Annotated in this window: 27 protein-coding genes; 14 read left to right on the plus strand and 13 right to left on the minus strand. The window is 63.0% G+C overall.

What is annotated here, in order from left to right:
• Nucleotides 1–164: 164 nt before the first annotated feature.
• Nucleotides 165–2,672 (plus strand): ATP-dependent helicase HrpB, encoded by a 2,508-nt coding sequence (hrpB, locus tag AC07W7_RS19240; protein WP_495039919.1) that lies wholly within the window; start codon nucleotides 165–167, stop codon nucleotides 2,670–2,672.
• Nucleotides 2,673–2,723: 51 nt separating this feature from the next.
• Here the strand turns inward: hrpB and AC07W7_RS19245 are convergent, their stop codons facing one another.
• Both AC07W7_RS19245 and AC07W7_RS19250 read right to left on the minus strand, forming a co-directional pair.
• A complete protein-coding gene (locus AC07W7_RS19245; RefSeq protein WP_099168357.1) occupies nucleotides 2,724–3,812 on the minus strand; it encodes an endonuclease/exonuclease/phosphatase family protein in 1,089 nt (362 codons plus the stop codon).
• 72 nt (nucleotides 3,813–3,884) lie between these two features.
• Complete coding sequence (locus tag AC07W7_RS19250) at nucleotides 3,885–4,547, minus strand: YciC family protein (protein WP_076964559.1); 663 nt, start codon at nucleotides 4,545–4,547, stop codon at nucleotides 3,885–3,887.
• A gap of 169 nt (nucleotides 4,548–4,716) precedes the next feature.
• Here AC07W7_RS19250 and AC07W7_RS19255 point away from each other — a divergent pair, with 169 nt between their 5' ends.
• From AC07W7_RS19255 to AC07W7_RS19265, 3 genes are all read left to right on the plus strand, one after another.
• Nucleotides 4,717–5,409, plus strand: a complete 693-nt coding sequence (locus tag AC07W7_RS19255; RefSeq protein WP_169866285.1) for a DUF2076 domain-containing protein — start codon at nucleotides 4,717–4,719, stop codon at nucleotides 5,407–5,409.
• Between the two features lie 119 nt (nucleotides 5,410–5,528).
• The gene (locus AC07W7_RS19260; RefSeq protein WP_076964529.1) at nucleotides 5,529–6,005 is read left to right on the plus strand and encodes a LabA-like NYN domain-containing protein; all 477 of its coding nucleotides are present in this window, start codon (nucleotides 5,529–5,531) and stop codon (nucleotides 6,003–6,005) included.
• A gap of 25 nt (nucleotides 6,006–6,030) precedes the next feature.
• Nucleotides 6,031–6,642, plus strand: coding sequence for a 3'-5' exonuclease (locus AC07W7_RS19265; protein ID WP_495039920.1), 612 nt, complete (start codon nucleotides 6,031–6,033; stop codon nucleotides 6,640–6,642).
• A 64-nt stretch (nucleotides 6,643–6,706) separates the two neighbouring features.
• Here the strand turns inward: AC07W7_RS19265 and AC07W7_RS19270 are convergent, their stop codons facing one another.
• On the minus strand, nucleotides 6,707–7,165 hold the full coding sequence (locus tag AC07W7_RS19270) for an Lrp/AsnC family transcriptional regulator (RefSeq protein ID WP_099168359.1): 459 nt from the start codon (nucleotides 7,163–7,165) through the stop codon (nucleotides 6,707–6,709).
• 160 nt (nucleotides 7,166–7,325) lie between these two features.
• On the opposite strand from AC07W7_RS19270, the gene yedA reads away from it, so the two are divergent.
• Together yedA and rhlE1 are read left to right on the plus strand one after the other, a co-directional pair.
• Complete coding sequence (yedA, locus tag AC07W7_RS19275) at nucleotides 7,326–8,222, plus strand: drug/metabolite exporter YedA (protein WP_076964532.1); 897 nt, start codon at nucleotides 7,326–7,328, stop codon at nucleotides 8,220–8,222.
• 48 nt (nucleotides 8,223–8,270) lie between these two features.
• Nucleotides 8,271–9,602: an RNA helicase RhlE1 gene (gene rhlE1, locus AC07W7_RS19280; RefSeq protein ID WP_099168360.1), complete on the plus strand. Its 1,332-nt coding sequence runs from the start codon at nucleotides 8,271–8,273 to the stop codon at nucleotides 9,600–9,602.
• A gap of 119 nt (nucleotides 9,603–9,721) precedes the next feature.
• Here rhlE1 and AC07W7_RS19285 read toward each other — a convergent pair whose 3' ends face one another.
• Nucleotides 9,722–10,957, minus strand: coding sequence for a TIGR03862 family flavoprotein (locus AC07W7_RS19285; RefSeq protein ID WP_495039921.1), 1,236 nt, complete (start codon nucleotides 10,955–10,957; stop codon nucleotides 9,722–9,724).
• A gap of 174 nt (nucleotides 10,958–11,131) precedes the next feature.
• A complete protein-coding gene (locus AC07W7_RS19290) occupies nucleotides 11,132–12,052 on the minus strand; it encodes a histone deacetylase family protein (RefSeq protein ID WP_076964538.1) in 921 nt (306 codons plus the stop codon).
• Between the two features lie 75 nt (nucleotides 12,053–12,127).
• On the opposite strand from AC07W7_RS19290, the gene AC07W7_RS19295 reads away from it, so the two are divergent.
• The 3 genes from AC07W7_RS19295 to AC07W7_RS19305 all read left to right on the plus strand — a co-directional run bounded on the left by AC07W7_RS19295 (nucleotide 12,128) and on the right by AC07W7_RS19305 (nucleotide 14,222).
• Entirely contained in the window at nucleotides 12,128–12,697 is a 570-nt protein-coding gene (locus AC07W7_RS19295; RefSeq protein ID WP_495039922.1) for a GNAT family N-acetyltransferase, read from the plus strand.
• 71 nt (nucleotides 12,698–12,768) lie between these two features.
• Nucleotides 12,769–13,638: an acyl-CoA thioesterase II gene (gene tesB / locus AC07W7_RS19300; RefSeq protein WP_076964540.1), complete on the plus strand. Its 870-nt coding sequence runs from the start codon at nucleotides 12,769–12,771 to the stop codon at nucleotides 13,636–13,638.
• Complete coding sequence (locus AC07W7_RS19305) at nucleotides 13,635–14,222, plus strand: HAD family hydrolase (RefSeq protein WP_076964541.1); 588 nt, start codon at nucleotides 13,635–13,637, stop codon at nucleotides 14,220–14,222. Before tesB ends, AC07W7_RS19305 begins: the two co-directional genes overlap by 4 nt.
• Before the next feature lie 39 nt (nucleotides 14,223–14,261).
• Here AC07W7_RS19305 and AC07W7_RS19310 read toward each other — a convergent pair whose 3' ends face one another.
• From AC07W7_RS19310 to AC07W7_RS19320, 3 genes are read right to left on the minus strand one after another with little or no spacing between them, the layout of a single operon-like run.
• Nucleotides 14,262–15,239 carry an alpha/beta hydrolase gene (locus tag AC07W7_RS19310; protein ID WP_495039923.1) on the minus strand — a complete coding sequence of 326 codons (978 nt, stop codon included), beginning with the start codon at nucleotides 15,237–15,239 and terminating at the stop codon, nucleotides 14,262–14,264.
• Nucleotides 15,240–16,127: a KPN_02809 family neutral zinc metallopeptidase gene (ypfJ, locus tag AC07W7_RS19315; RefSeq protein WP_495039924.1), complete on the minus strand. Its 888-nt coding sequence runs from the start codon at nucleotides 16,125–16,127 to the stop codon at nucleotides 15,240–15,242.
• A gap of 52 nt (nucleotides 16,128–16,179) precedes the next feature.
• Nucleotides 16,180–16,593, minus strand: coding sequence for a hypothetical protein (locus AC07W7_RS19320; protein ID WP_076964544.1), 414 nt, complete (start codon nucleotides 16,591–16,593; stop codon nucleotides 16,180–16,182).
• 195 nt (nucleotides 16,594–16,788) lie between these two features.
• On the opposite strand from AC07W7_RS19320, the gene AC07W7_RS19325 reads away from it, so the two are divergent.
• Complete coding sequence (locus AC07W7_RS19325) at nucleotides 16,789–17,667, plus strand: DMT family transporter (protein WP_076964545.1); 879 nt, start codon at nucleotides 16,789–16,791, stop codon at nucleotides 17,665–17,667.
• A gap of 1 nt (nucleotide 17,668) precedes the next feature.
• Here the strand turns inward: AC07W7_RS19325 and AC07W7_RS19330 are convergent, their stop codons facing one another.
• Nucleotides 17,669–19,003, minus strand: coding sequence for an MFS transporter (locus tag AC07W7_RS19330; protein WP_076964546.1), 1,335 nt, complete (start codon nucleotides 19,001–19,003; stop codon nucleotides 17,669–17,671).
• 254 nt (nucleotides 19,004–19,257) lie between these two features.
• Here AC07W7_RS19330 and quiC point away from each other — a divergent pair, with 254 nt between their 5' ends.
• Both quiC and AC07W7_RS19340 read left to right on the plus strand, forming a co-directional pair.
• Nucleotides 19,258–21,153, plus strand: a complete 1,896-nt coding sequence (gene quiC, locus AC07W7_RS19335; RefSeq protein ID WP_495039925.1) for a 3-dehydroshikimate dehydratase QuiC — start codon at nucleotides 19,258–19,260, stop codon at nucleotides 21,151–21,153.
• A gap of 71 nt (nucleotides 21,154–21,224) precedes the next feature.
• A complete protein-coding gene (locus tag AC07W7_RS19340; protein WP_495039926.1) occupies nucleotides 21,225–21,890 on the plus strand; it encodes a TetR/AcrR family transcriptional regulator in 666 nt (221 codons plus the stop codon).
• A gap of 46 nt (nucleotides 21,891–21,936) precedes the next feature.
• On the opposite strand, the gene AC07W7_RS19345 is transcribed toward AC07W7_RS19340, so the two are convergent.
• Nucleotides 21,937–22,791 (minus strand): shikimate dehydrogenase, encoded by an 855-nt coding sequence (locus AC07W7_RS19345; RefSeq protein WP_495039927.1) that lies wholly within the window; start codon nucleotides 22,789–22,791, stop codon nucleotides 21,937–21,939.
• Nucleotides 22,788–23,225 (minus strand): type II 3-dehydroquinate dehydratase, encoded by a 438-nt coding sequence (gene aroQ, locus AC07W7_RS19350; protein ID WP_076964550.1) that lies wholly within the window; start codon nucleotides 23,223–23,225, stop codon nucleotides 22,788–22,790. The genes AC07W7_RS19345 and aroQ overlap by 4 nt, the downstream gene beginning before the upstream one ends.
• Nucleotides 23,226–23,511: 286 nt before the next feature.
• On the opposite strand from aroQ, the gene AC07W7_RS19355 reads away from it, so the two are divergent.
• A complete protein-coding gene (locus AC07W7_RS19355) occupies nucleotides 23,512–23,940 on the plus strand; it encodes a DUF4160 domain-containing protein (protein ID WP_076964551.1) in 429 nt (142 codons plus the stop codon).
• Nucleotides 23,937–24,374 (plus strand): DUF2442 domain-containing protein, encoded by a 438-nt coding sequence (locus AC07W7_RS19360; protein WP_495039928.1) that lies wholly within the window; start codon nucleotides 23,937–23,939, stop codon nucleotides 24,372–24,374. Before AC07W7_RS19355 ends, AC07W7_RS19360 begins: the two co-directional genes overlap by 4 nt.
• Nucleotides 24,375–24,406: 32 nt before the next feature.
• On the opposite strand, the gene trmA is transcribed toward AC07W7_RS19360, so the two are convergent.
• Nucleotides 24,407–25,486 carry a tRNA (uridine(54)-C5)-methyltransferase TrmA gene (trmA, locus tag AC07W7_RS19365; protein ID WP_495039929.1) on the minus strand — a complete coding sequence of 360 codons (1,080 nt, stop codon included), beginning with the start codon at nucleotides 25,484–25,486 and terminating at the stop codon, nucleotides 24,407–24,409.
• Complete coding sequence (locus tag AC07W7_RS19370) at nucleotides 25,483–26,778, minus strand: NCS2 family permease (RefSeq protein WP_032861840.1); 1,296 nt, start codon at nucleotides 26,776–26,778, stop codon at nucleotides 25,483–25,485. Before AC07W7_RS19370 ends, trmA begins: the two co-directional genes overlap by 4 nt.
• Nucleotides 26,779–26,819 lie beyond the last annotated feature (41 nt).

The following is a 26,819-nucleotide window of genomic DNA, read 5'->3' on the forward strand; positions in this document are numbered from 1 at the left end:
CGATAGCGCCGGGTCAGTTAACCGATATTTGACTGACCCAGCGCTATCGCAGGCAAGCCAGCTCCCACATCAGAGCGCATTCCCAACGGGACACGGCATCGCCTGAGAGGCCACCGATATCCAGTCGTTCGCCGTTATACTCGCCGCTCTGCCTTGGAGCCAGTATGAATTCGTTGCCAATCGATGATGTTTTACCCGCCTTGCGTGAAGCCTTGGCGACGCGCCATGAAGCGGTGCTCGAAGCACCGCCCGGCGCCGGTAAAACCACGCGGGTGCCATTGGCGCTGTTGCAGGAAACCTGGCTGGCCGGGCAAACCATCCTGATGCTTGAACCGCGCCGGCTCGCCGCCCGCGCCGCCGCCGAACGCCTGGCCAGTGAGCTGGGGGAAAAGGTCGGCGAAACCGTCGGCTACCGCATCCGCCTGGACAGCAAGGTCGGCCCCGACACCCGTATCGAAGTGGTCACCGAAGGCATACTCACCCGCCGTTTGCAGGACGACCCGGCGCTGGAGGGCGTGGGCCTGCTGATCTTCGACGAATTCCACGAGCGCAGCCTCGACGCCGACCTGGCGCTGGCCCTGAGCCTCAACGGCCGCGAGCTGTTGCGTGACGAGCAGCCGCTGAAAATCCTCCTGATGTCCGCCACCCTTGAAGGCGAACGCCTGTCGGGTCTGCTGGACGACGCGCCGATCCTGCGCAGTGAAGGGCGCATGTACCCGGTGCAGATGCGTTGGGGCCGGCCGTTCCAGCCCGGTGAATTTATCGAGCCGCGGGTGCTGCAGACCATCCTCGAAGCCCTGCACGACGAAACCGGCAGCGTGCTGGTGTTCCTGCCGGGGCAGGCGGAGATTCGCCGGGTCCATCAACAGTTGGCGGATGCCCTGGGTGAGCGCGGCGATGTGCTGCTGTGCCCGTTGCATGGCGAACTTGACCTGGCCGCCCAGCGGGCGGCCATCGACCCGGCGCCGGCGGGCAAGCGCAAGGTGGTGCTGGCCACCAACATTGCCGAGACCAGCCTGACCATCAATGGCGTGCGGGTGGTGATCGATGCCGGGCTGGCGCGGGTCCCGCGTTTCGACCCCGGCAGCGGCATGAGCCGCCTCGACACCCAGCGCATCTCCCGCGCCAGTGCCACGCAACGCGCGGGGCGGGCCGGGCGGTTGGAGCCGGGCGTGTGCTATCGGTTGTGGTCCGAGGACCAGCATGAAGGGCTGGCGGCCTATGGCAGCGCAGAGATCCTCTCGGCGGACCTGGCCGGCCTGGCCCTGCAACTGGCGCGCTGGGGCGTGACGCCGACGCAGTTGGTGTGGCTCGATGTACCGCCCACCGCCGCCTATGCCCAGGCCCAGGACTTGCTCGAACGTTTGGGCGCGCTGAAGGACGGGAACCTGACCGCCCACGGGCAGAAAATGGCCAGCCTGCCGGCGCACCCGCGCATCGCCCATTTGTTGTTGCGCGGGCAGGACCTGGGGCTGGCGAACATGGCGAGTGATGTCGCCGCGCTACTGGGTGAGCGCGACATCTTGCGCGGTGCGGGCGCGGACTTGCACAGTCGCCTGGCGTTGTTGTCTGGCGAAGAGCGCGCCCGTGGCACTCAAGGCGGCGTACAGCGGGCCAGGCAACTGGCTCGGCAATATCGCGGTTATCTAAGGGGGCAGGCTGCGCAACCGGTGGCCGATCCCGAGCATCCGCGCTGGCTGGGGGCCTTGCTGGCGCTGGCTTACCCGGACCGGGTGGCCCAGCAGCGTCGCGCCGGGGGCGCTGAATATCGCCTGGCCAACGGGCGTGCAGCGCTGTTTGCCGAAGCCGACAGCCTGATGAAGCAACCGTGGCTGGTCATCGCCGACCTGGGCAGCCGTCAGGGCCAGCGTGAAGAGCGGATCTACCTGGCCGCCGACTTCGACCCGGCGCTGTTCGACTCGGTGTTGGCCGAACAGGTGCGCAGTTTCGACCACTTGGATTGGGACGAACGCGAAGGCGTGTTGCGCGCCGAACGCCAGCGCAAGGTCGGTGAACTGGTACTCAGCCGCGAGGCGCTGACCGGCCTCGACGAATCTGCCCGCAGCCAGGCGCTGGTCAACCTGGTGCGGCGCAAAGGCCTGGAACTGCTGCCCTGGACCCCGGAACTGCGCCAGTGGCAGGCCCGCGTCATGCTGCTGCGCCAGTTGGACGCCGGCCAACCCGGCCAATGGCCCGACGTCAGCGACAGCGCCTTGCTCGCCAGCCTGGAGCAGTGGCTGATGCCGTACCTGGGCAAGGTCTCGCGCTTGAGCCATTTCGCCCACCTGGATATCTCCAGCTTCCTGCATAACCTGTTGCCCTGGCCGCTGCCCCAGCGCCTGGACGAACTGGCGCCCCATCATTTGAAAGTACCCTCGGGCTCATCGGTGCGCCTGGACTACAGTGAGCAACCGCCGATTCTTGCGGTGCGCTTGCAGGAATTGTTTGGCCTTGCCGATACCCCGCGCATTGCCGGTGGGCGGCAGGTGGTGAAGTTGCACCTGCTGTCGCCCGCGCGGCGGCCGGTGCAGGTGACCCAGGATCTGGCGAACTTCTGGCGCAGTACCTACGCCGAGGTGAAGAAGGATCTGAAGGGGCGGTATCCCAAGCATTACTGGCCGGATGATCCACTGGTGGCAGAAGCGACTGCGCGGATCAAACCGCGCAAGTAATCCCGGAGACGCCAGCTCCCACACAAACCCTATTTCACATTGGGCCTGGTGTTATTGCGCAGCGGGCAGCAAGAACCGCGCAATCACCGGCAGGTGGTTGGAAATACGCAATGTATCGTCCTGCCGCACCCGCGCTTCGACTTTCTTCAGCCTGGGGCTATAGAACAGATAATCCACCGTGCGATCCGGCCCATTGAGGCTTGGGTCGTTGGGAAAGTGGGTCAGCCACTGGGCCCGGTCGATCCCGCTGGACTGGCTGTTGCTGGGCACCATCGGGTATTTGTCCCACAACAGATGCAGTTCGCTGTCTGGCGAATACTGCCCACGCTTGCCGGCGTCCAGGCGCAGGAATTGCCCGAGCGGCAGCAGGTTGAAATCCCCGCCGATCAGCCACGGCGTGCCGCGGCTTTCGAATTTATCCAGCAGCTTGATGGTCGCCTGCACTTGTTCGCGCACCGCGCTGTGGCCGGGTGCGCCGTTGTCCAGGCGGGTGTTGAGCACTGCCAGTTGGCCGCCATCGCTCAATGGCAGGTAACTGAGCAGCAACGCCGGCTTGGGCTGGAACTGTCGGCTGATCAGGTTGGCCGAGGCTACGGGCAGTTGCAGGCGTTCGGCATGTTCGATCTGGTAGCGGCTGAGGGTCACCAGCTTGCGGCCGACGCTGCCGAAGATATGCCAGTCGGGCACAAAGTCGGCTTTCCAGTCGAAGGCCTGGACGCTGCACGGGTAGAGGTCCACCAGCCGCTCCTGGAGCAGCGCCAGTTGATCCTGGTAATGGGACGGCTTGGCGCCTTCGTCCAGTTCCTGCAGCAACAGCACGTCCGGTTGTTCGTCACGGATCACCCGCGCCACTTCATCCAGGCTGGAGGCCATGTCTTCCACCGTGGGCCGTTCGTCCGGGCCACTGCCGTCCGGGGTGTCGTACCAGAACACGTAGTTCTTGCCCGCCAGGTATTGCACGTTCCAGGTCATCACCTTGAGCGCCTGGCCGGGTAGCAGGGTGGGCGCGCGCGGCACGCCGCAGTGTACGGGCAGGATCTGCTTGTCGTCGGGGCGCCAGGTCAGGCTGTAGACCAGGGCGGTCAGCAAACCTGCGAGGATCAGCAGGCCCACCAGGGTTATACGCAGTAAACGGGTCATCGGCTCGCCTTAGGGCGCTGCAGGACAGGCCCCGAGCATACCCGACCGTCGGCCGGGAGCCCAAGGGCCACGTTAGCGGGCGTCGGCATCGCCGGCGATCAGCATGAACAGGCGGAACAGCACCACGCTGGTAAACAGCTGCAAGAAGCTATGGGCGCTGTCGATCAGCACCGCCAGCAGCGGGTTCTGCAGGTCGGGCCAGGCCGCGACGCTGGCGCCCTTGAGCAGCCACAGCGGGGTCATCACGCACAACAGGCAGACCAGGATGCGCAGGAAATGCCCTCGGGTCAGGCGAAAACTTTCCTTCATCGCCGCCAGCGCCGTCATACCACGCAGTACCAGCAGGTATTCGGCGAAGGCCAGGGTGACCATCAGCCACAGCCCCGGCAGGAAATACAGCGACAACCCCAGCAGGATCAACAGGGTGCTCATGGCGGTCAGCAGCGCATAGCGTGGCCACAGGGTCAGCGCCATGGCCAGCACGTCGGCGGTGCGCGGCGACTCGCCACGGCTGCGGGCGTCGAGGAACAGGATCAGGGCGGCGGTGTACAGCGGATACACCAGCAGGCCCACGATCATGCTGTAGCCGGTAAACGCCTCCGGGCCCAGGGTGTGATCGAGCACTTGTTGCAGCACGGCCTCCAGGATCACCAAGGGCAGGCACAACTGCACGATGGCGCCCAGGTTGCGCTGGAAAAAGTAGAAAGAGTCGCGCAGAACAGTCAACGGATTCATCAAGGTCATCACAGGCGGAAAAAGCAGCGGACACTTTAACCGATCACCGACAAACGTAAACCTTGGGTAAAGATCATTGAAACGTCACGGCCCAGCCCCATTACTGGTGACGTACCTTGCCCATTGCGGGCGGGACGCGGATTTTTACCGGCAATCTAACGAGGTCGCCATGAACAGCGAAGAGCAAACCCTGATCGATGGACTGTTTTCACGGTTGCAGCAAGCCGAAACGGACTCAGCCCCCCGCGACGCCCAGGCAGAAGCGCGGATCAAGGAGCACATCACTCGCCAACCGGCCGCCGGGTATTTCATGACCCAGGCGATTCTGGTGCAGGAAGCCGCGATCAAGAGCCTGGATGCGCAGAACCAGCAGCAGGCGCAACAGATCCAGCAATTGCAGGATGAACTGCAACGGGCCAGGACCGCGCAGCCGGCGGCGGGCGGCGGTGGGTTCCTGTCGAGCATCTTTGGTGGCAGCTCCCGCGAGCCGCAGCCTGCGCCCAGCGCGCCGGCATCGAACGCGGGCGGTTGGCGCGAACCGACCCGGCCGGGCTTCAACAGCGCGCCGGCGCCGCAACAGAACTATCAGCAACCCCAGCAGGCAGCGCCCATGGGCGGCGGCTTTCTCGGCGGCGCCCTGAAAACCGCAGCCGGCGTGGCTGGTGGTGTGATGCTGGCCCAAGGCATCAGCAGCCTGTTCAGCCATAACCAGCAGCCGCAAGTGGTGGAAGAGATTGTCCGTGAAGAACCGGCGCCGGCCAGTGACAACAGTGGCTGGGGCAACGACAGCGCGGACACCTACGCCGACAGTGGTTATACCGACGATTCCTCCTTCCTTGGCGACGACGATTCTTTCGTCTGACACACACTGAACCGGGGCGCATTGTCGTCCCGGTCTGATTTTTCTCGGAAAGCGCCTCTTGGCTGGCATACTGACGACCTTTGCGGGCCATCACGTCCCCGGTGCCATGAGGATATGCGGTGAAAAAAATTGCAGTGTTCGCCGATGTCCAGAACCTCTACTACACCGTACGCCAGGCCTATGGCTGCCACTTCAACTATGCCGCCCTGTGGGCCGATATCAGCCAGCGCGGGCAGATCGTCGAGGCGTATGCCTATGCCATCGACCGTGGCGACAGCAAGCAGCAGCAATTCCAGCAGATCCTGCGCAACCTGGGCTTTACCGTGAAGCTCAAGCCGTACATCCAGCGCAGCGATGGCTCGGCCAAGGGCGACTGGGACGTGGGCATCACCATCGACATCATGGACGCCGCCGCCCAGGTCGACGAAGTGGTGCTGGCCTCGGGGGATGGCGATTTCGATATGTTGCTCGACCGCATCATCCATAAACATGGCGTCGAAGCCGTGGCCTACGGCGTGCCGGGGCTGACGGCCAACTCGTTGATCCGCGCGGCCAGCCGCTACGTGCCTATCGAAGGCGCGTTGTTGCTCAAATAGATTTTCAGATGGGGTTGGAACAGGTTTGGAACGGATAGCGGTCATCGACTTTGAAACCACCGGCATCTCGCCGAGCAGCAGTTGCCGGGCCACGGAAATCGCCGTGGTCATCCTGGAGCAGGGCCAGATCGTGGACCGCTACCAGAGCCTGATGAACGCCGGCGTACGCGTGCCAGGGTTTATCGAGCAACTGACCGGCATCAGCAACGCCATGCTGCGCAGCGCACCGCCGGCCGAGCGGGTGATGAACGAGGTCAATGAATTTGTCGGCACCACACCGCTGCTGGCGCACAACGCCGCGTTCGACCAGAAGTTCTGGGACTTTGAACTGGGCCTGATCCGCCGCACCCGCCTGCAAAAATTCGCCTGCTCGCTACTCCTGGCCCGCCGGCTGATGCCCGCTGCACCGAACCACAAGCTTGGCACCCTGACCGCCTACGCCCAGTTGCCCCACACCGGCAAGGCTCACCGGGCAATGGCCGACGCCGAAATGGCGGCCAACCTCACCGCCCACCTGGCCGAGGAACTGCGCCGTGCCCACGGCTTGCGCGAACTGTCCCACGATCTGCTGTGCAGCTTGCAGAAAGTGCCGGCGGCGAAGATCACGGATCACCTGAAGAAGCATCGCGGGTTCTGATCTCGATCCTGAGAACAACCAAGACCAAACTGTGGGAGCCGGGCTTGCCCGCGATGGCGCCCGCTCAGGCGCCGCCATTCTTCCTTTCCAGATGCCCCAATGGCACCCGTCGTTCTATGGCGCTCGACAAGATGATCGAGGTCTTGCTGAAGCCGAATTTCGCCACGCGGTTGATCAGGTTTTCCAGCTCCGGCATCGAGCCCACCGCCGCCTGCATGATCACGCACGGGTCGCCGGTGACCCGGTGGCACTCGGTCAGCTCGGGGATTTCTGCCAGCGCGTCGTACACTTTCTGGCTGCCGTTGTTGGTCAAGCGCAGTTCGATCGTGCACTGGATCGGCAAGCCGATCTTGGACAGGTCGACCTTGGCCTGGTAGCCGGTGATCACGCCGCTGGCTTCCAGCTTGGCCACGCGTTCGGCCACGGCGGGGGCGGAGAGGTTTACGGTGCGGGCCAGTTGCGCGTAGGTGGCGCGGCCATCCTCCAGCAGGGCGCTGAGGAGCATGCGGTCGTATTTGTCCATGAATAAGGCTCTGGCAGTGAGGGGCTTTTGAATACAAGGCTTATAGCCCTGATAACCATGATTTGAAAAGTGTATGGGCACTTTAAACAGGTTTTGTAACTTATGTTTATTGGTGTGGATTTCTAAAATAGCCATCCCTTGTCTTGCCGCAGAGCTGCCCATGCCTGGCCCACGCCGTTTTCCCTTACCGTTGATCGCCGCTTTTTTTGCACTGTATGTGATCTGGGGGTCTACCTACCTGGTGATCCGCATTGGCGTGGAGTACTGGCCGCCGTTGCTGTTGGCGGGCATTCGCTTCTGTGTGGCGGGGGCACTGATGTATGGCTACCTGCGTTGGCGCGGGGTGCCAGCGCCGACCTGGGCGCAGTGGAAAGCCGCGGGCATGATCGGCATCTTGCTGCTGACCTTCGGCAATGGCGCGGTGAGTGTGGCTGAACACACCGGCGTTACTTCCGGGGTTGCAGCGCTGGCCGTGGCGACGGTGCCGCTGTTTACCTTGCTCTGTGGCTATTTCTGGGGCGCGCGTAATACCCGTCTGGAATGGGCCGGGGTGATTCTGGGGATGATCGGCATTGCCATGCTCAATATGGGCTCCAACCTGCAGTCGAGCCCGCTGGGCGCAGGGTTGCTGTTGTTCGCTGCTGCCTCCTGGGCGTTTGGTTCGGTCTGGAGCCGGCACTTGCCGTTGCCCCAGGGCGCCATGGCCAGCGCCGCTGAAATGCTGGTCGCCGGGGTGGTGTTGTTGATCGGCAGTGCGCTCAAGGGCGAACACCTGGAAGCCATGCCCCCGGTGGAAGGCTGGCTGGCCCTGGCCTACCTGACCGTGTTTGGCTCGATCATCGCCTTCAACGCTTATATGTACCTGCTCAAGCACGTGCGTCCGGCGGCGGCCACCAGTTATGCCTACGTCAACCCGGCGGTGGCGGTGTTGCTGGGGATTGTGTTCGTGGGTGAGACCATCGGCCTGGAGGAAGCCCTGGCGATGCTGGTGATTATCAGCGCGGTGCTGTTGATCAGCCTGCCCCAGTGGCGCAAGCCGAAGCCGGAAATAAGGTAAACTGCCGCGCATTACGCCCTTGCGCTGAATTTTTCCTACGGTAAACACATGACTTTCGCCACACTTGGCCTGATCGAACCCTTGCTGCGCGCCCTTGAGACGCTTGGCTACCAGACCCCGACGCCGGTGCAGGCGCAAGCCATCCCGGCCGTGCTGGCCGGCCGCGACCTGATGGCCGCGGCCCAGACCGGCACCGGCAAGACCGCCGGTTTCGCCGTGCCGCTCCTGCAATTGCTGACCCTGGAAGGGCCGAAAGTCAGCGCCAACTCGGTGCGCTCGCTGATCCTGTGCCCCACCCGCGAGTTGGCCGAGCAGGTTCACGCCAGCGTCGCCCAGTACGCCGAACACCTGCCGCTGACGACCTACGCGGTGTACGGCGGCGTCAGCATCAACCCGCAAATGATGAAGCTGCGCAAGGGGGTCGATGTGCTGGTGGCCACCCCTGGCCGCCTGATCGACCTGTTCCGCCAGAACGCGCTGAAACTCAATCAGCTGCAAACCCTGGTGCTGGATGAAGCCGACCGCATGCTCGACCTGGGCTTCTCGGAAGAGCTGGCGAACATTTACCGCATGCTGCCGAAAAAGCGCCAGACCCTGCTGTTTTCCGCGACCTTCTCCGATGACATCCGCCTGCTGGCCGGGCAGATGCTCAATGACCCTTTGAGCATTGAAGTCAGCCCGCGCAACGTCGCCGCCAACACTGTCAAGCAGTGGGTGGTGCCGGTGGACAAGAAGCGCAAGGCCGAACTGTTTGTGCACTTGATGCGCAAGGGCAAGTGGAAGCAGGTGCTGGTATTCGCCAAGACCCGCAATGGCGTGGATGCATTGGTCGATAAGCTACAAGGCCTGGGGATCAATGCCGACGGCATCCACGGCGACAAGCCACAAGCCACGCGCCAACGGGCCCTGGACCGTTTCAAGGCCAGTGATGTGCAGATCCTGGTGGCCACCGATGTGGCGGCCCGTGGCCTGGATATCGAGGACTTGCCGATGGTGGTCAACTTTGACCTGCCGATTGTCGCCGAGGATTACATCCACCGCATCGGCCGCACCGGCCGGGCCGGCAATACCGGTGAGGCGATTTCCCTGGTGTGTGCCGATGAAGTGAACATGCTTTCGGCTATCGAAATGCTGACCCGCCAGACCTTGGCTCGCCATATGGAGCAGGACTTTGAACCCGAGCACCGGGTGCCGGACACCGATGCCAGCGGGCAAGTGGTGAAGAAGCCGAAAAAACCGAAGAAGCCTAAGACGTCTGGCGGGGGCGGTAAGCGTAACCTGGGCAAATGGGTGGAAAGCGGGGAAGTGGCGGCGGAGCCATCGATCAAGCCGGTGCGCAAGGTGCCTGTGTTTAATACCGGGCCGCGTAAGAAGAAGTAACTTCTTTGGTGCCTGTCAGGGCCTCATCGCAGGCAAGCCAGCTCCTACATTTTGATCTGTGAATACGTTCAAATGTGGGAGCTGGCTTGCCTGCGATGGCGGACTGGAACTCACCGCAACTATCGGCGCTGGAGCCACTCCAGCATGCCCCACCCCGCCGCCCGCCCGCTGGCAAAACACCCCGTCAGCAGATATCCGCCCGTCGGCGCCTCCCAGTCCAGCATCTCGCCGGCACAAAACACCCCCGGCAATTGCTTGAGCATCAAACGCTCATCCAAAGCTTCAAACGGCACGCCGCCTGCGGTGCTGATGGCTTCGTCCATTGGCCGGGTTTTCACCAGGGTCAACGGCAGAGCCTTGATATCGCCGGCCAATTGCTGCGGGTCGTTGAAGTGTTCGGCGGGCGCCAACTCGCGCAACAGCGCGGCCTTTACCCCATCCAGGCCCAACTGGCTGTGCAAATGCTTGCTCATCGAGCGTGAGCCACGGGGCTTGGCCAGCGCCGCCTGCACCTTGTCCAGCGGCTTGCCCGGCAGCAGGTCGATGTGCACGGTGGCAGAGCCTTCGCGGTTGATGGCTTCGCGAAGCGGCGCCGACAGCGCGTAAATCAGGCTGCCTTCGATACCCGTCGCGGTGATGACGCATTCGCCCAGGCGAGGCTTGTCATCCGCCAGGGCTATCGCGACATTTTTCAGTGGCGCGCCGGCGAATTTGCTCACCATCAATTCGCTCCAGGCTGACACCTCGAAGCCACAATTGCTCGGTTGCAGCGGGGCGCAGGGTACGCCTTGGTCTTCCAGCAACTTCAGCCAGGCGCCGTCGGACCCCAGTCGCGACCAGCTGCCGCCACCGAGGGCCAGGAGCACGGCATCGCTGTGGACCGTTTTCTCGCCATCGGGGCTGTGGATAATTAAGCCGCCGTCGGCATGCCAGCCCAGCCAGCGATGCCGGGTGTGGATAACCACCCCTTGGTCGCGCAGGCGCTTGAGCCAGGCCCGCAGCAGCGGTGCGGCTTTCATATCGGTCGGAAACACCCGGCCGGAGCTGCCGACAAAGGTTTCGATACCCAGGCCATGAATCCATTCGCACAACGCCTCGGCACCAAACTGGCGCAGCAGCGGGGCGATATCTGGCGCGCGTTCGGCATAGCGGGCGAGGAACGCCGGGTAGGCTTCGGAGTGGGTGATATTCATGCCACCCACGCCCGCCAGCAGGAACTTGCGCCCCACCGAGGGCATGCCGTCATACAGGTCCACCCGGACCCCGGCCTGGCTCAGGACTTCGGCGGCCATCAGCCCGGCGGGGCCGCCGCCGATGATCGTGATGTGATAAGGCTGGGCTGGGATTTGCGGCATGGCGGTGGCTGCGGTTCGGCGAAGTAGGCCGAGCATTCTACCCGAGGACCGCGAAACTGCCTGATCAAAAAACGTACATCTTCCTACATGCTATACGGTTCCTGCCTTACAGGCGTTTACGCTCAAGTTATCCACAGGCCGTTCCACAGGCATTGTGGGTAACGCGCTCATACTTCAATGACAACCTGATGACGTCCACACCCGCTGCGCACTGTGGTGCAGGATGCCATGGCGGCGGGCCAGGGCAGGGCGGTCCTTGCTGTAGCCGCCACCAATCACCCCCATCACTGGGATGTCGCGGCCCAGGCAGTGGCGCATCACGCTTTCGTCACGGGCGGCGACGCCTTCGTCTGTCAGCTTGAGGTAGCCGAGGGCGTCATCCTTATGCACATCGACGCCGGCGTCATACAGCACCAGGTCAGGCTGGTACAACGGCAGCAGGTAGTTGAGGGCATCGTCCACCACCTTGAGGTAATCGGCATCCCCCATGCCCATGGGCAGCGGGATATCCCAGTCGCTGGTGGCCTTGCGTGCGGGGAAGTTTTTTTCGCAGTGCAGGGACACGGTAATGGCATCGGGGGTGTCGTGGAGGATGCGTGCGGTGCCATCGCCCTGATGCACATCACAGTCGAAGATCAGCACCCGGTTGACCCGCCCGCTGGCCAGCAGGAAGTGGCTGATCACCGCCAGGTCATTGAAGATGCAAAAGCCCGCCGGGTAATCGTAATGGGCGTGGTGGGTGCCACCGGCCAGGTGGCAGGCCAGGCCGTGTTCCAGGGCCTGTTCGGCCGCCAGTAACGAACCGCCGACCGCCCGCACCGTACGCCGGGCCAGGGCTTCGCTCCAGGGCAGGCCGAGGCGCCGTTGGTCTTCGCGGGACAAGTCGCCGCTCATATAGCGTTCGATATAGCCAGGGTCATGGGCCAGGGCGAGGACGTCGGCCGGGCACAACTGGGGACGCAGCAGTTGGCTGTCCTGGGCCAGGCCGCTGTCGACCAGGTGATCGCGCAGCAGCCGGAACTTGTCCATGGGGAAGCGATGATCCGCCGGGAACTCGGGGCTGTAGTCGTCGTGGTAGATCAGTGGCAAAGGCATGGCAATTTCTGACAGGAACCAGCGACGGATCTTAACAGCGCTGTACACTCACGCACATGGCCGGGGAGAGGAACGATGGAGCCGATACTGGAGTTGGAAAGCGCGCGCCTGGTGCTGCGCCAATGGCGCGACAGCGATCTGCCGGCGTTTGCCCGCATGTGCGCCGACCCGCAGGTGATGCGCTATTTCCCGGCCCCCCTGGACCGCCTGGAAAGCGCCGCCCTGATCGGGCGGATACGCGGGCATTTTGCCGAGTTCGGGTTTGGCCTGTGGGCCCTGGCACGCAAGGACAGCGGCGAGTTTATCGGCCTCACGGGGTTGATGCATGTCGGCTTTGAGGCCGACTTCACCCCGGCGGTGGAGATCGGCTGGCGTCTGGCCCGCGAGCACTGGGGCCTGGGCTTTGCCAGTGAGGCGGCCTGGACCGCGTTGCGTGGTGGGTTTGATCGTTTGCAGCTGGAGGAGATCGTGGCCTTTACCACCGAGGCCAACCTGGCGTCGCAGAAAGTCATGCAGGCCATCGGCATGCATTACGATCTGGCGGCAGATTTTCAGCACCCCAGGCTCGCGGCGGATGATCCGCTGCGCCATCATGTGTTGTACCGCATCACCCGCGCCCAATGGTTGGATACGCTGCACGGATAAGCAGGCCGCCCGATGTGATTCCCCGCCGCAGCCAAGACTGCGCGGTTTTGCCCTGTGTGAGGAGAGTTTGAATGAGCCAAGTGTTGGAAGATCTGGTCGATTTGCTGACCCTGGAACCGATTGAAGAAAACCTCTTCCGTGGTCGCAGCCAGGACTTGGGCTTTCGCCAACTGTTCGGCGGCCAGGTCTTGGGCCAATCGCTGTCGGCGGCCAGCCAGACCGTTGAAGAGGCGCGGCATGTGCATTCGTTGCACGGCTATTTCCTGCGTCCGGGGGATGCCGGGCTGCCGGTGGTCTATCAAGTGGACCGGGTACGCGATGGCGGCAGTTTCAGCACGCGCCGGGTGACGGCGATCCAGAAGGGCAACCCGATCTTCACCTGCAGTGCCTCGTTCCAGTACGACGAAGAAGGCTTCGAGCACCAGACCACCATGCCGGTGGTGGTAGGCCCGGAGAATCTGCCGTCGGAGCTGGAGCTGACCCGGCAGCGCGCGCACCTGATCCCCGAACCCATGCGCGAAAAACTGCTGTGCCCCAAGCCGATCGAAGTGCGCCCGGTGACCGAGAAAGACCCGTACAACCCGCAGCCGGGCGATCCGGTCAAGTATGTGTGGTTCCGCGCCGATGGCGCCCTGGCCGACTTGCCGGCCTTGCATAAATACCTGCTGGCCTACGCCTCGGACTTTGGCCTGCTGACCACCTCGTTGCTGCCCCATGGCAAGACCGTGTGGCAGAAGGACATGCAAGTGGCCAGCCTGGACCATGCTTTGTGGTTCCACGCCGACCTGCGGGCCGATGACTGGTTGTTGTACGCCATGGACAGCCCATGGTCCGGCAATTCCCGTGGGTTCTCCCGTGGCAGCGTGTACAACCGCGCCGGCCAACTGGTGGCCTCGGTGACCCAGGAGGGTTTGATCCGCCATCGCAAGGATTGGGCATGAGCCTGGCCGACGTTAAGCACTGGGTGTTTGATATGGACGGCACCCTGACCGTGGCCGTGCATGACTTTGCGGCAATCCGCGTGGCCCTGGATGTTCCGCCTGCCGACGACATCCTCACTCACCTGGCGACATTGCCCGCGGCTGAAGCGGCGGCCAAGCATGCCTGGTTGCTGGAGCATGAGCGTGAACTGGCGCTGGGGTCGGTGGCGGCCACGGGCGCGGTGGAGCTGGTTCGGGACTTGGCGGCACGGGGCTATCGCCTCGGGATCCTGACGCGCAATGCGCAGGCGTTGGCGCACATCACCTTGCAGGCCATCGGCCTGGCGGACTGCTTTGCCGTGGAGGATGTGTTGGGACGTGACGATGCACCGCCCAAGCCGGCCCCCGGAGGCCTGTTGAAACTGGCCCGGGCCTGGGATGTGGCGCCGGCCGAGATGGTGATGGTGGGTGACTATCGCTTTGACCTGGATTGCGGGCGGGCGGCGGGGACGCGGACGGTGTTGGTCAACCAGCTCGAAAACCCCTGGCCCGGGCTGGCTGACTGGCATGCCAAGGACTGCGCGGCATTGCGCCAGATGATCTAGCCCTGGCAGCACATTTTTGATTGGGTTTTTCCAGGGCGGTTAGTGGAACAAGGCTTCCTGCCCCTGCGGCGAGGTAAACATCTTGTCGCCATCATGCCCAACCCCAGGCACTTCAACCAACCTTTGGCTCAACTGCGGATGCCGCAGCTTGAGGTAGTCAAAATAGTTGTGCCCACGAATCAGCCGATAAGCCCCCTGGGTTTCGGCCGCGCAGCTCTTGTCCAGGGCCGGGTGGTTGGGGTCGGTGTCCTGCTGGCCCAGCAGGTAGGTGATATCGCGCGCGACGTAGGCTTTTTCCAGTTGCTGGGGGCTTTGGCCATTGGCATAGGCCGGCAGCTTTTGCAGGCCGTATTTCCAGGCATTGAAGTCCGGGCAACTGGCCGGGGTAAACGGCACCGGGCGTTGCGGGCTGAAGTAGGCGTAGGACGACGGGTTGGCGATCACATAGCGCAGGCTGATCCCGGCGGTTTGCAGGGCCGGGTGGGCATGGCCGGTCAGGGCAAAGCGCTGCACCACCTGGCCGCCGCCGGAATGCCCGGCGACCACTATTGCCTTGAGGGCCGGGAACAGTGTGCGGTCGCCCAGGTGCTGGATGATCTGGTCCAGGGCCCCGTAGGAGCTGATCTGGTCATGGCCGATTGACGCCTCGCCAGCCATCCACCCATTGCCGTGCCAGCGTAAAACGCTATCGCCCAGATGATGGCGCTGGCTATCGGCCTCGTTGAGAAACTGCGGCGCGATCACCAGGGTATTGGCACCTTGCCCGGCGTGGGCCGCTGCATCTTCGGCACTGTTGAGGTAGGTCTGGGCGTTGCGCAGCCGGCCATGCACGATAATCAACGCGCGAGTGATTTGTGGCAGCGGCTGGCGCCAGTCCTGGCTCAGGCCCAGGCTCAGGTCGCCGGCTTGCAGGGAAAAGCGCTCGGGGCTGACCACCTTGACCGCCTGCCCGGCGGCCTGGGTGGCGGTAGCGCTGGTGATCATCAGGCCCAGCAGCCATCCGCAGCGTTTATTCATTTACAGGCTCTTGGCCGTAAACGTGTCGCATTGGGAGATCTGGCCCTGGGCAAACCCGGTCTTGAACCAGCGAACCCGCTGTTGCGAGGTGCCGTGGGTGAACGAGTCGGGGACCACACGCCCCTGGCCCTGTTGCTGCAAGCGGTCATCGCCGATGGCGTTGGCGGCGTTCAGCGCTTCTTCGATGTCGCCCGGTTCCAGCCAGTTCAGGCGCTTTTGCGCACGGTTGGCCCAGACCCCGGCGAAGCAGTCGGCTTGCAGTTCCTGGCGGACCAGCAGGCCACCATCGCCTTGCATCTGCCGGCCTTGCTGGCGCGCCACCTGGATTTTTGACGAAATCCCCAGCAGGGTTTGCACGTGATGGCCGACTTCGTGGGCGATCACATAGGCCTGGGCAAAATCGCCGGCCGCCTGGAAGCGCTGGGACATTTCCCGGAAGAAATCCAGGTCCAGGTAGACCTGCTGGTCGGCCGGGCAATAGAACGGGCCGCTGGCCGAGGTCGCGCCGCCACAGGCGGAATTCACCCGGCCACGGAACAGGATCAGCTTGGGGTTCTTGTAGGCCAGGCCGTTTTCCTGGAATACCTGGCCCCAGGTGTCTTCAGTGTCGCCCAGCACCGCGCGCACGAAATCCGCCTGCTCATCATTGGCCGGCGGCGCCTGGCGCGTTTGCGGGCTGAGCGAAGGGGCCTGCTCGGTCATCTGGCCGCTCAGTTGCCCGAGGATCTGCATCGGGTCCTGGCCGGTCAGCAGGCCGATGCCGACGATCAGCACAATGGCGGTCAGGCTCAGGCCCTTGCCACCCCCAAAGCGCATGCCGCCGCCACCGCCGCCGTCATTGCGCGCGTCGACCACGTTGTCGCTGCGTCGACCCTTTTTCCATAGCATGGGGCAATCCTCTTGATGATCGTGTTGTTAGCGCCGTGATTGAGTATGGCCGTTATTCGCGGCAATACCCTTCGCCCGTGTTGACCACCAGGCAGTCTTTTTTATCCGCCAGCCATTTCAAACCGGTGGCGGCACCATTGCCGGCGCGCAGCACCTGTGGGCCGTCCGGGCGGTTGAAGAGGATGCCGTCTTCGCCAGCCTGACCCTTGAAGGTGCCGGCCGCATCGGCATCCAGGCCGTATTGCATGGTCAGCAGGTAATGCCCGCGCCCGATGCTGTCGTCCTTGCTGACGGTCAGGTGCAGGCCTTCGACGCCGATCCATTTGCCGACCCATTTGTCGGTGGGCAGGGTTTCTGGCACCAGGCTCGCCTGTACCGAAGGCGGCGCCGGCTTGGGCGCCTGGGGGGCTTTATCGCAGGCACTGAGCAGGGCGAGGGTCGAAAGCAGCAGCAGGGTTTTTTTCATCGGGGATTGGCCTTGGTTAAAAAGCCTGCAATGGCAGGCTGGCGTGCAGGGTTGGACTGGGTTTGGGCGAATTAGTGCGCTGATCGCCCGCTGTTTGGTTATGCTCTTGAGACCGATGCACCACCCGCTCTAGATTAGCGCGTTGAGTGCCACTGCTTGCGGCGGTCATTTCAGCCTGTCACGCACGAGAATTCAATGACTCTCAGCACCCCACTTTCCGGCGTCAACCATCCCTTCAAGGGCATCGTGCTGATTGTGCTGGCCACGTTCCTGTTTTCCAGCCACGACGCCTTGTCCAAATACCTGGCCGGGTTCTATCCGATCGTGATGGTGGTGTGGGCCCGCTACATGGTGCATACACTGCTGATGGCGGGGATTTTCCTGCCGCAATCGGGCTTGCGCGTGCTGCGCAGCAAGCGCCCGTTATGGCAAGTGGCCAGAGCCTTGTGCCTGCTGGGCACCAGCCTGTTTTTCACCGCCGCCCTGCATTACATCCCGCTGGCGGAAGCCACGGCGGTGAACTTCCTCGCGCCGATCCTGGTGACGGCCCTGTCGGTGCCGCTGCTGGGCGAGCATGTGACGCGGGGCCAGTGGCTGGCGGTGATCTGTGGGTTTGTCGGGGTGATCATCATCGTGCATCCGGGCGGTGAGTTGTTCACCCCGGCGGTGTTGTTGCCATTGGTGTCGGCGTTGTTCTTCTGTTTCTACCAACTGCTGACCCGCATCCTCAGCCAGTACGACAGCCCGACCACCAGCAACTTCTTCGCCGGCCTGTGCAACACCCTGGTGATGAGCGCGTTGGTGCCGTTCTTCTGGCAGGTGCCAACCCTGGGCCATGGCCTGTTGATGCTGGCCCTGGGCACCTGTGGGATGACCGCGCACTTGATGCTGACCCAGGCCTTCCGCTTCGCCGCGCCGGCGTTGCTGGCGCCGTTCGGCTATTGCCAGATCGTGTTTGCGGGGTTGTTGGGCTGGCTGGTGTTCAATCACACCCCGGACCTGACCACGGTGGTCGGGATCGGGGTGATCTGCCTGAGCGGCCTGGCCGCAGCCTGGCAGCAGCGGCGGCGTTGAATCAGGTCGCGACGGTAGGGATCTTGCGCGGTGCCATGAAGTACATCCAGGCCAGGGCGATGAAGTACATCGCCGGGATCAGGGTGAACAGCACGGTGTAATTGTTGTGGGTCACGGTCAGGATATGGCCGACGATCTGGGTCATGAACATTCCGCCAATAGCCGCGCACATCCCGCCAAAGCCAAACACTGTGCTCATCATGTGCTTGGGCGTGTAGTCCATCACCAGGCTCCAGATATTGGCGGTCCAGGCCTGGTGCGCGCCGATGGCCAGGGAGATGGCCAACACCGCGACCCACAGCTGGCTTGCGCCGGCGGCCATGATCACGCCGACGATGCAGCAGGCAAACAGCAGCATCGACAGCAAGCGCGCCTTGATCGGCGGCATGCCACGCCCGATCAGGAACGAGGACAGAACCCCACCGCCCACGCTGCCGAAGTCGGCCGTCAGGTAAATGATGATCAGCGGGATACCCATCTGCGTCACGTTGATCCCCAGGTTGTATTGCTGGTTGAGGAACGGCGGCAGCCAGTACAGGTAGAACCAGAACACCGGCGCGGTCAGGGCGTAGGCAATGGCGAAGGCCCAGGTGCCACGCATGCGTAGGATGCGGCTGAACGGCACGCGAGGTTGTTCCGGCTCGACTTCCTGTTGCACGTAATCCAGTTCCGATTGCTTCACGCTCGGATGCTCTTCGGGGTTGTAGTACTTCAGGCCCCAGAACACCAGCCAGATCCCACCCAGTGCCGCCATGCACAAAAAGGCGGCCTGCCAGCCCCATACATGCAGCACCAGTGGCAGCAGCATTGGTGTGAGCATGGCGCCGACGTTGGTGCCGGCGTTGAAGATCCCGGTAGCCACCGCCCGCTCGCCGGCGGGGAACCACAGGCGGGTGGTCTTGACGCAAGCGGGGTAGTTGGCCGCTTCGGTCAGGCCGAGGATAAAGCGGCAGACCATAAAACCCAGCGCCGAGGTGGCCAGGCCGTGGGCGCCGGTGGCGATGCTCCACAGCAGCACTGCGCAGAAGAACACGCGCTTGACGCCGACCCGGTCGATCAACCGGCCTTGCAGCACGAAACCAATGGCATAACCCACCTGGAACCAGAAGTTGATGTTGGCGTAGTCCATCGCCGTCCAGCTCATCTCCTTGGCCAGGATCGGCTGCATCACACCCAGGGCGGCACGGTCGATGTAGTTCAGGGTGGTGGCAAAAAATACCAGGGCCAGCATGCCCCAGCGGGTTTTGCCAACGGCGAGGGCGCCGCGAATCTTGTCGCCAATGGCCGCTTGCGGGTTGCCGGGGCGCGGGGCTACGGCGGAGTTTTGCGAAGGCATGAGAAGTACCCGTTTTTTAAAATTGTTAGGGTGTGTTCTGGGTCTTGATCACAGGTTTGCGCCTTGAAAAAGCGGCCCTGGATGCGCATTCGATGGTGCGCAGCGGCTAAAAAATCGTCAATTCGCCAATCGCCATTGTGTTCGATAATCGCCCATAAAACTAACCGGTTGGTACATTTTAAATTGCCGCTTTATCGCCGGGGGCCAATAATTTGCCGCAAACAACACCAGCTTTCATTGCCGGGAGTCACCCCATGCTGCGTTCCATCGCCACTGTTTCCCTGAGCGGCACCCTGCCGGAAAAGCTCGAAGCCATTGCGGCGGCCGGGTTCGATGGGGTGGAAATATTCGAGAACGATTTGCTGTATTACGACGGCAGCCCCCGCGAAGTGCGGCAGATGTGTGCCGACCTGGGCATTGCCATCACCTTGTTCCAGCCGTTTCGCGACTTTGAAGGGTGCCGCCGCGAGCGCCTGGCGCGCAACCTGGAACGGGCCGAGCGCAAGTTCGACCTGATGCAGGAACTGGGCACCGACCTGGTGCTGGTGTGCAGCAATGCCTCGGCGGACTCCACGGGCGAACATTCGATCCTGCGTGATGACTTGAGCCTTTTGGCCGAACACGCCGGCCGGCGTGGCTTGCGCATTGGCTACGAGGCCCTGGCCTGGGGCCGGCACGTCAACACCTGGCAACAGGTCTGGCAACTGGTACGCGAGATCGATCATCCCAGCCTCGGGGTGTTGCTGGACAGTTTTCATACCTTGTCACTCAAGGGCGACCCGACGGCGATCGCCCGGATCCCTGGCGACAAGATCTTCTTCGTGCAAATGGCCGACGCGCCGCTGCTGGCCATGGATGTGCTGGAGTGGAGCCGGCATTTCCGCTGCTTCCCCGGTCAGGGCGAGTTCGACCTGCCGGGTTTTCTCGCGCCGATCATCCAGAGTGGCTACACCGGGCCGCTGTCCCTGGAGATTTTCAACGATGGCTTTCGCGCTGCGCCCACCCGGGCCAACGCGGCGGATGGTTTGCGCTCATTGCTGTACCTGGAAGAGAAGACCCGCCAACGCCTGGCGCAGCAGGCCACGCCGCTGGATATCCTGTTTGAGACCCCGGCCGCCAGCGAGTACGACGGCATCGAATTCCTCGAGTTTGCGGTGGATGAAAACCTCGGCGCCCGGCTGACCCAATGGCTGCAACGCCTGGGCTTCGTTAAGGCCGGGCAGCACCGTTCCAAGAGCGTGAGCCTGCTGCGCCAGGGCGATATCAACTTGATCCTCAACTGCGAGCCGTACTCCTTTGCCCACAATTTTTTCGAGGCCCATGGCCCGTCGTTGTGCGCCACGGCGATTCGCGTCAAGGACAGCGCCAAGGCCCTGGAGCGGGCGGTGGCCTACAAGGGCCAGCCTTATCGCGGCCTGGTCGGGCCCAACGAGCTGGAGCTGGCGGCGGTGCGCGCGCCGGATGGCAGCCTGATCTACCTGGTGGACCCGCATGCCGGCGGGTTCTACGACACCGATTTCAACCTGCAGGCCGCCAGCACCCGCGGCGGCGGCCTGCTGCGCATCGACCATATGGCCATGGCGCTGCCGGCCGACAGCCTTGACAGTTGGGTGCTGTTCTACAAGAGCCTGCTGGATTTCGAGGCCGACGATGAAGTGGTGCTGCCGGACCCTTACGGCCTGGTCAAGAGCCGGGCGCTGCGCAGCCGCTGCAGTTCGATCCGCCTGCCGCTGAATATTTCCGAGAACCGCAACACGGCGATTTCCCACGCCTTATCCAGTTATCGTGGCTCCGGTGTGCATCACATAGCCTTCGATTGTGCGGATATTTTTGCCGAGGTCAGCCGGGCCAAAGAGGCGGGCGTGCCACTGCTGGATATCCCGCTCAACTACTACGATGACCTGGCGGCGCGTTTTGATTTCGACGATCAGTTCCTCAGCGAGCTGGCGTACTACAACGTGTTGTACGACCGTGATGCCCAGGGCGGTGAGTTGTTTCATGTGTACACCGAACCCTTCGAGGGGCGGTTTTTCTTCGAGATCATCCAGCGCAAAAACGGTTATGCGGGCTATGGCGCCGCCAATGTGGCGGTACGCCTGGCCGCGATGGCCAAGTCGCGCAGCGGGGCGTTGCGTCAGGCCAAGTTGTAGGGCGCTGGCGCTTCCTTCGTACGACGTGGCGGCCCATAATCGGCACCTGCATCAATGGCCGTGAGCGCACCATGACCCCGACCTCCGAACTGCCCAACGCCCCCCTGGCGCCGCGCAAGAGCCGCAAGAACAACCCGGAAAAGACCCGCGAGAACATTCTGCAAGAGGCCATTGTCGAGTTCGTGCAGCAGGGCCTTTCCGGGGCGCGGGTGGATGCCATCGCCGAGCGCATCCACACCTCCAAGCGCATGATCTATTACTACTTCGGCAGTAAGGAGCAACTGTACGTCGAGGTCCTGGAAAAGCTCTACGGGGATATCCGCAACACCGAAACCCGGATGAACCTCACCGCGCTGGAACCCCGTGAAGCGATCCGGCGCCTGGTGGAATTCACCTTCGACCACCATGACCAGAATGTGGATTTTGTGCGGATTGTCAGCATCGAGAATATTCACAACGCTGAGTACGTAAAGCAGTCGGATGCGATCAAGGCGATGAACAGCAATATCCTTGAGGCGCTCGGGGCGACCTTGCGCCGGGGGGCGGAGCAGGGGCTGTTCCGCGCGGGGCTGGAGCCGCTGGATGTGCATTTGCTGATCAATTCGTTCAGCTTTTACCGGGTGTCCAACCGCCATACCTTCAGTGAGATTTTTCAGATCGAATTGTCGGATGAAGCAATCAAGCAGCGGCATCGGGCGATGATTTGCGAGTCGGTGCTGCGTTACCTACAGGCCTGATCCACCGCCGAATTCAATGTGGGTGTGTTTGTGTGGGAGCTGGCTTCTACAGTGAAGTATTCATGCTCTGGAAGTGTTGCAGCATCCTTTGTGCATCCGCCTGCTTCCCACTGAATAACTCAAAGGCCTTCACCGCCTGGAACACCGCCATATTGCCCCCATCCAGCGTGCGACAGCCCAAGGCCCGCGCACTGCGTAGCAGCTCGGTTTCCAGCGGGAAGTAGACGATTTCCGCGACCCACAAATCCGCACGCAACAACCCCGCTGGCACGGGCATGCCCGGCAGTTTGGCCATGCCCATGGGCGTGGTGTTGACCAGGCCGTCGGCTGCCGCCATCGCGCTATCCAGGTTGCTGCCGGCGTACGCCCGGTCTGGGCCGAAGTGCTGGTTGAGGTTGGCGGCCAGGCTTTGGGCGCGGTCGTTATCCACATCGAACACACTCAACTGGCCGACCCCCTCGGCCAACAGCGCATGGGCCACCGCCGCGCCCGCGCCACCGGCGCCCATCTGCACCACACGCTGGCGCGCCGCATCCGGCAGGCCACGGCGAAACCCTTCGGCAAAACCCAGGCAGTCGGTGTTGTGGCCGATACGCTTGCCCTCGCGCCAGACCACGGTGTTGACCGCGCCGATGCCCCGGGCTTCGGGCGAGAGTTCATCGAGCAGCGGCAGGATCGCCTGCTTGCACGGGTAGGTGATGTTCAGCCCGGTGAAGTTCATCTGCTCGGCAGCCTTGAGCAGCTCGGGCAGGGCGTTGCTGTCCAGGTGCAACTGATCCAGGTCGATCAGGCGATACAGGTAGCGCAAGCCTTGGGCATCGCCTTCCTGCTCATGCAGGGCCGGCGTGCGGGACGCCTGGATGCCGGCGCCGATCAGGCCGGCGAGGATGGATGGTTTCATTTGAGCACCCGCCCCAAATGCTCAAGGGCCAGGTGGTAGCCGTGGCTGCCAAATCCGGCGAGCACAGCCTTGGCGATGGGCGAGACGAAGGAGTGATGACGAAAGGGGTCGCGGGCATGCACGTTGGACAGATGCACTTCGATCACTGGCAGTTCACTGGCCACCAGGGCGTCGCGGATGGCCACGCTGGTGTGGGTCCAGGCCGCCGGGTTGATCACAATCCCGGCACAGCGGGCGCGGGCGCCGTGGATCCAGTCCAGCAGCTCGCCCTCGTGGTTGGTCTGGCGAAACTCCAGTTTCAGCCCGAGCTGTTCAGCGCTGCGTCCACAGAGCGCGGCGACATCAGCCAGGGTTTCGTGGCCATAGGTGGCCGGTTCGCGGGTGCCGAGCAGGTTCAGGTTGGGGCCGTTGAGGACCAGCACGATAGGTGGCATGGGAGTGTCTCCGGTGTTGTTTTTATGGATGGGAATAAAATGTACTGAATAGTTAATTTGGTCAATTGGCGTGGGCTCCTGCGCAGGGGAAGTGTTCGATTAACGAACGATCAATTGTGGGTGAGGGCTGTATTGGCTGGGGCACGCACGGTTACAACCCGGCATTTGAAGCGGTGCCAATCGTTACTAGGCTGTGAGGCAGCTTTGGCGATTGGAAGGAGCCGGCTGTCGGTTGATGCTCGTTAAAGCGCCGATCGGTGATAAATAACCTAACGGATGGGTTACGATGAAAGTAGGCACTTACAAAGGACATGTGATTGCAGTGTTGCTCAGGGATGAGCATTGCCCGCCACACGTACATGTCGGGGGCAAGGACTGGGATGCGCGTTTTTGCTTCAGCTTTCTGCATGGGGACGTGGCGTTGTGGGATGTGGATCCCGAGCGGCGGCGGCCACCCAGTGGGGTGCTGGAAGGCATCCGCCAGGCATTGAAGCAGCCGCATTATCTGGCGCGGGCGCGAAGGATCTGGTGGGAGAAGCTGCACACGGTCTGCCTGGAGAACCATTCCTGGGATTGGGAGGCCGATGAGGTGGTGCCGGGGTTGGTCATCCGGCGGGGTGTCTACGTGATCGCCAAGGCCCGGCACGATGTGGCGGGGCGGCGAACCATTTTGAACCTGGTGAGGGCGCCAGGATCCGTGGAGATTGAGTTATGAAAATTGTAAAAGCCAAGGTACGGCCCGATGTCCCGCTCACTGAGGCCGCCATCGATAAGGCGGTGGCCCGTGGGCGCAAGCTCAAGTGGGTGTACGCCAATGCCAGCTCCGTGGGCTATGAAGACGACTGCATCTGTATCGGCTTCAGTGACGGCAGCCGCATTCTGTTGCCGGTGGCTGGCCTTGCGGAGTTTGAAGGGTTTTCTGTGCAGGACTTCCAGCAGCTGGAGCTCGGGTTTGGCGGCAAGGCGCTGTGCTGTGAGGCCCGCGACCTGCATGTGTCCATCGCCGGCCTGATCGCCACGAGCCAGCCCTTGATGGACCTGGCGGCGAGCATGGTGGCATCGCGCAATGGCCGTAAGACCAGTGCCGCCAAGTCCGAAGCCGCCCGTGCCAATGGCAAGAAGGGCGGGCGGCCACGCAAGGAGGAATGAGCCGGTGAATACTCACCACATCCACTAAGGGGTTAGCGCCGGGTCAGCAGCACACCCGATTCCATATGGTGGGTCCACGGGAACTGGTCGAACATCGCACAACGGGTGATGCGGTGGGTGTCATGCAGTTGCGCAATGTTCGCCGCCAACGTCTCCGGGTTGCAGGAGATGTACAGGATGTTCTCGAAACGTCGGGTCAACTCGCAGGTGTCCGGGTCCATGCCGGCGCGGGGCGGGTCGACGAATACGCTGCCGAACGCGTAGCTCTTGAGGTCGATACCGTGCAGGCGTCGGAACGGCCGCACCTCGTTCAGGGCTTCGGTCAGTTCTTCGGCAGACAGGCGCACCAGGGTGACGTTACCCACGGCGTTTTCATCGAGGTTGCTCAGGGCGGCGTTGACCGACGTCTTGCTGATCTCGGTGGCCAGTACCTTGCGCACGCGGGTGGCCAGGGGCAGGGTGAAGTTGCCGTTGCCGCAATACAGCTCCAACAGGTCATCGCTGCGATCGCCCAGGGCTTCATAGGCCCAGTTGAGCATCTTCTGGTTCACCGTACCGTTGGGCTGGGTGAAGGCGCCTTCGGGCTGGCGATAGCTGAAGGTGCGACCGCCGACCTCGAGCTTCTCGACTACATAGTCGTGGCCGATCACATCGCGCTTGCCCTTGGAGCGGCCGATGATCCTGACGTTCAGCTCGGCCGCCAGCTTGTTGGCAGCGGTGTGCCAATGCTCGTCCAGTGGGCGGTGATAGCACAGCGTGATCATCGCGTCGCCGGCCAGGGTGGTGAGGAACTCCACCTGGAACAGCTTGTGGCTCAGGGCGGCGCTGGCTTGCCAGGCGGCCTTGAGCTGCGGCATCAACTGGTTGATGCGCAGGCTGGCAATGGGGAATTCCTCGATCAGGATCGGCGTGCGCTTGTCGTCCTGGGAGAACATCGCGTAGTGGCGCTGGCCGTCTTCGCGCCACAGGCGGAACTCGGCGCGCAGGCGGAAGTTCTGCAGGGGCGAATCGAACACCTGCGGCTCGGGCGCGTCGAACGGCGCGAGCAGGTCACGCAAGCGCGTGACCTTTTCTTGCAGTTGCTGGGCGTAACTTGCTGCGTCAAAAGTCATGCGGGGAACCAGCCTAGCTTGATCACGAACAGGATCGACAGGATCACCAGCGCTGGGTTGAGTTCACGGTAGCGGCCCGTAAGCAGCTTGATACCGGTCCAGGCGATGAAGCCGAAGGCGATGCCGTTGGCGATGGAGTAAGTGAAGGGCATCGCCAGGGCGGTGATCACCACCGGGGCGGCAACCGTAATATCGTCCCAGTCGATTTCCGCCAGGCCGGAGGTCATCAGTACCGCGACAAACAGCAGGGCGGGGGCGGTGGCAAACGCCGGGACGCTGGCGGCCAGCGGCGAGAAGAACAGTGCCAGCAGGAACAGGATCGCCACCACGATGGCGGTCAAACCGGTGCGGCCACCGGCACTCACGCCAGCAGCCGACTCGATGTAGCTGGTGGTGGTCGAGGTGCCCAGCAGCGAACCGGCCATGGCCGCGGTGCTGTCGGCGATCAGGGCGCGGCCCATTTTCGGCATGTGGCCGTCCTTGCCCATCAGGCCGGCGCGCTTGGCGACGCCGATCAGGGTGCCGGAGTTGTCGAACAGGTCAACGAACAGGAAGGCGAAGATCACGCTGATCAAGCCTACGTCCAGGGCGCCGGCGATATCCAGTTGCAGGAAAGTCGGGGCCAGGGAAGGCGGCATCGACACCACGCCACCGAACGGGGTGACGCCAAGCGCGATGGCGGCGATGGTCACGGCCAGGATGCCGATCAATACGGCGCCGCGCACCTTCAGGGCTTCCAGGGCCACAATCAGGAAAAAGCCCAGGGTGGCCAGGATCGGTGCAGGCTTGGCCAGGTCGCCCATGCCCAGCATGGTCGCCGGGTTGCTGACCACGATGCCGGCGTTATGCAGGGCGATCAGCGCCAGGAACAGGCCGATACCGGCGGCAATCGCCGAGCGCAGGGGCAAGGGGATGGCATTGATGATCCATTCACGGATGCGGAAGATCGACAGCAGGAAAAACAGCACGGCGGAGATGAAGACCGCACCGAGCGCCACTTGCCAGGTATGGCCCAGGTGCAGGACCACGGTGTAGGTAAAGAAGGCGTTCAGGCCCATGCCCGGTGCCAGGGCAATCGGGTAGTTGGCGATCAGGCCCATGATCGTCGAACCGATGGCCGCCGCCAGGCAGGTGGCGACAAACAGCGCGCCCTTGTCCATGCCGGTCTCGCCGAGAATGCTCGGGTTGACGAACAGGATGTAGGCCATGGCCAGGAATGTCGTGATACCGGCCAGAATCTCGGTACGCACGTTGGTGTTGTGTGCCTTGAGTTGAAACAGCTTTTCCAGCATGCCTGCTCCCTGTGGCGCGCTTGGCGCCGTGATTTGTTGAC

The organism is Pseudomonas sp. GW821-FHT01D09 (assembly GCF_059422465.1).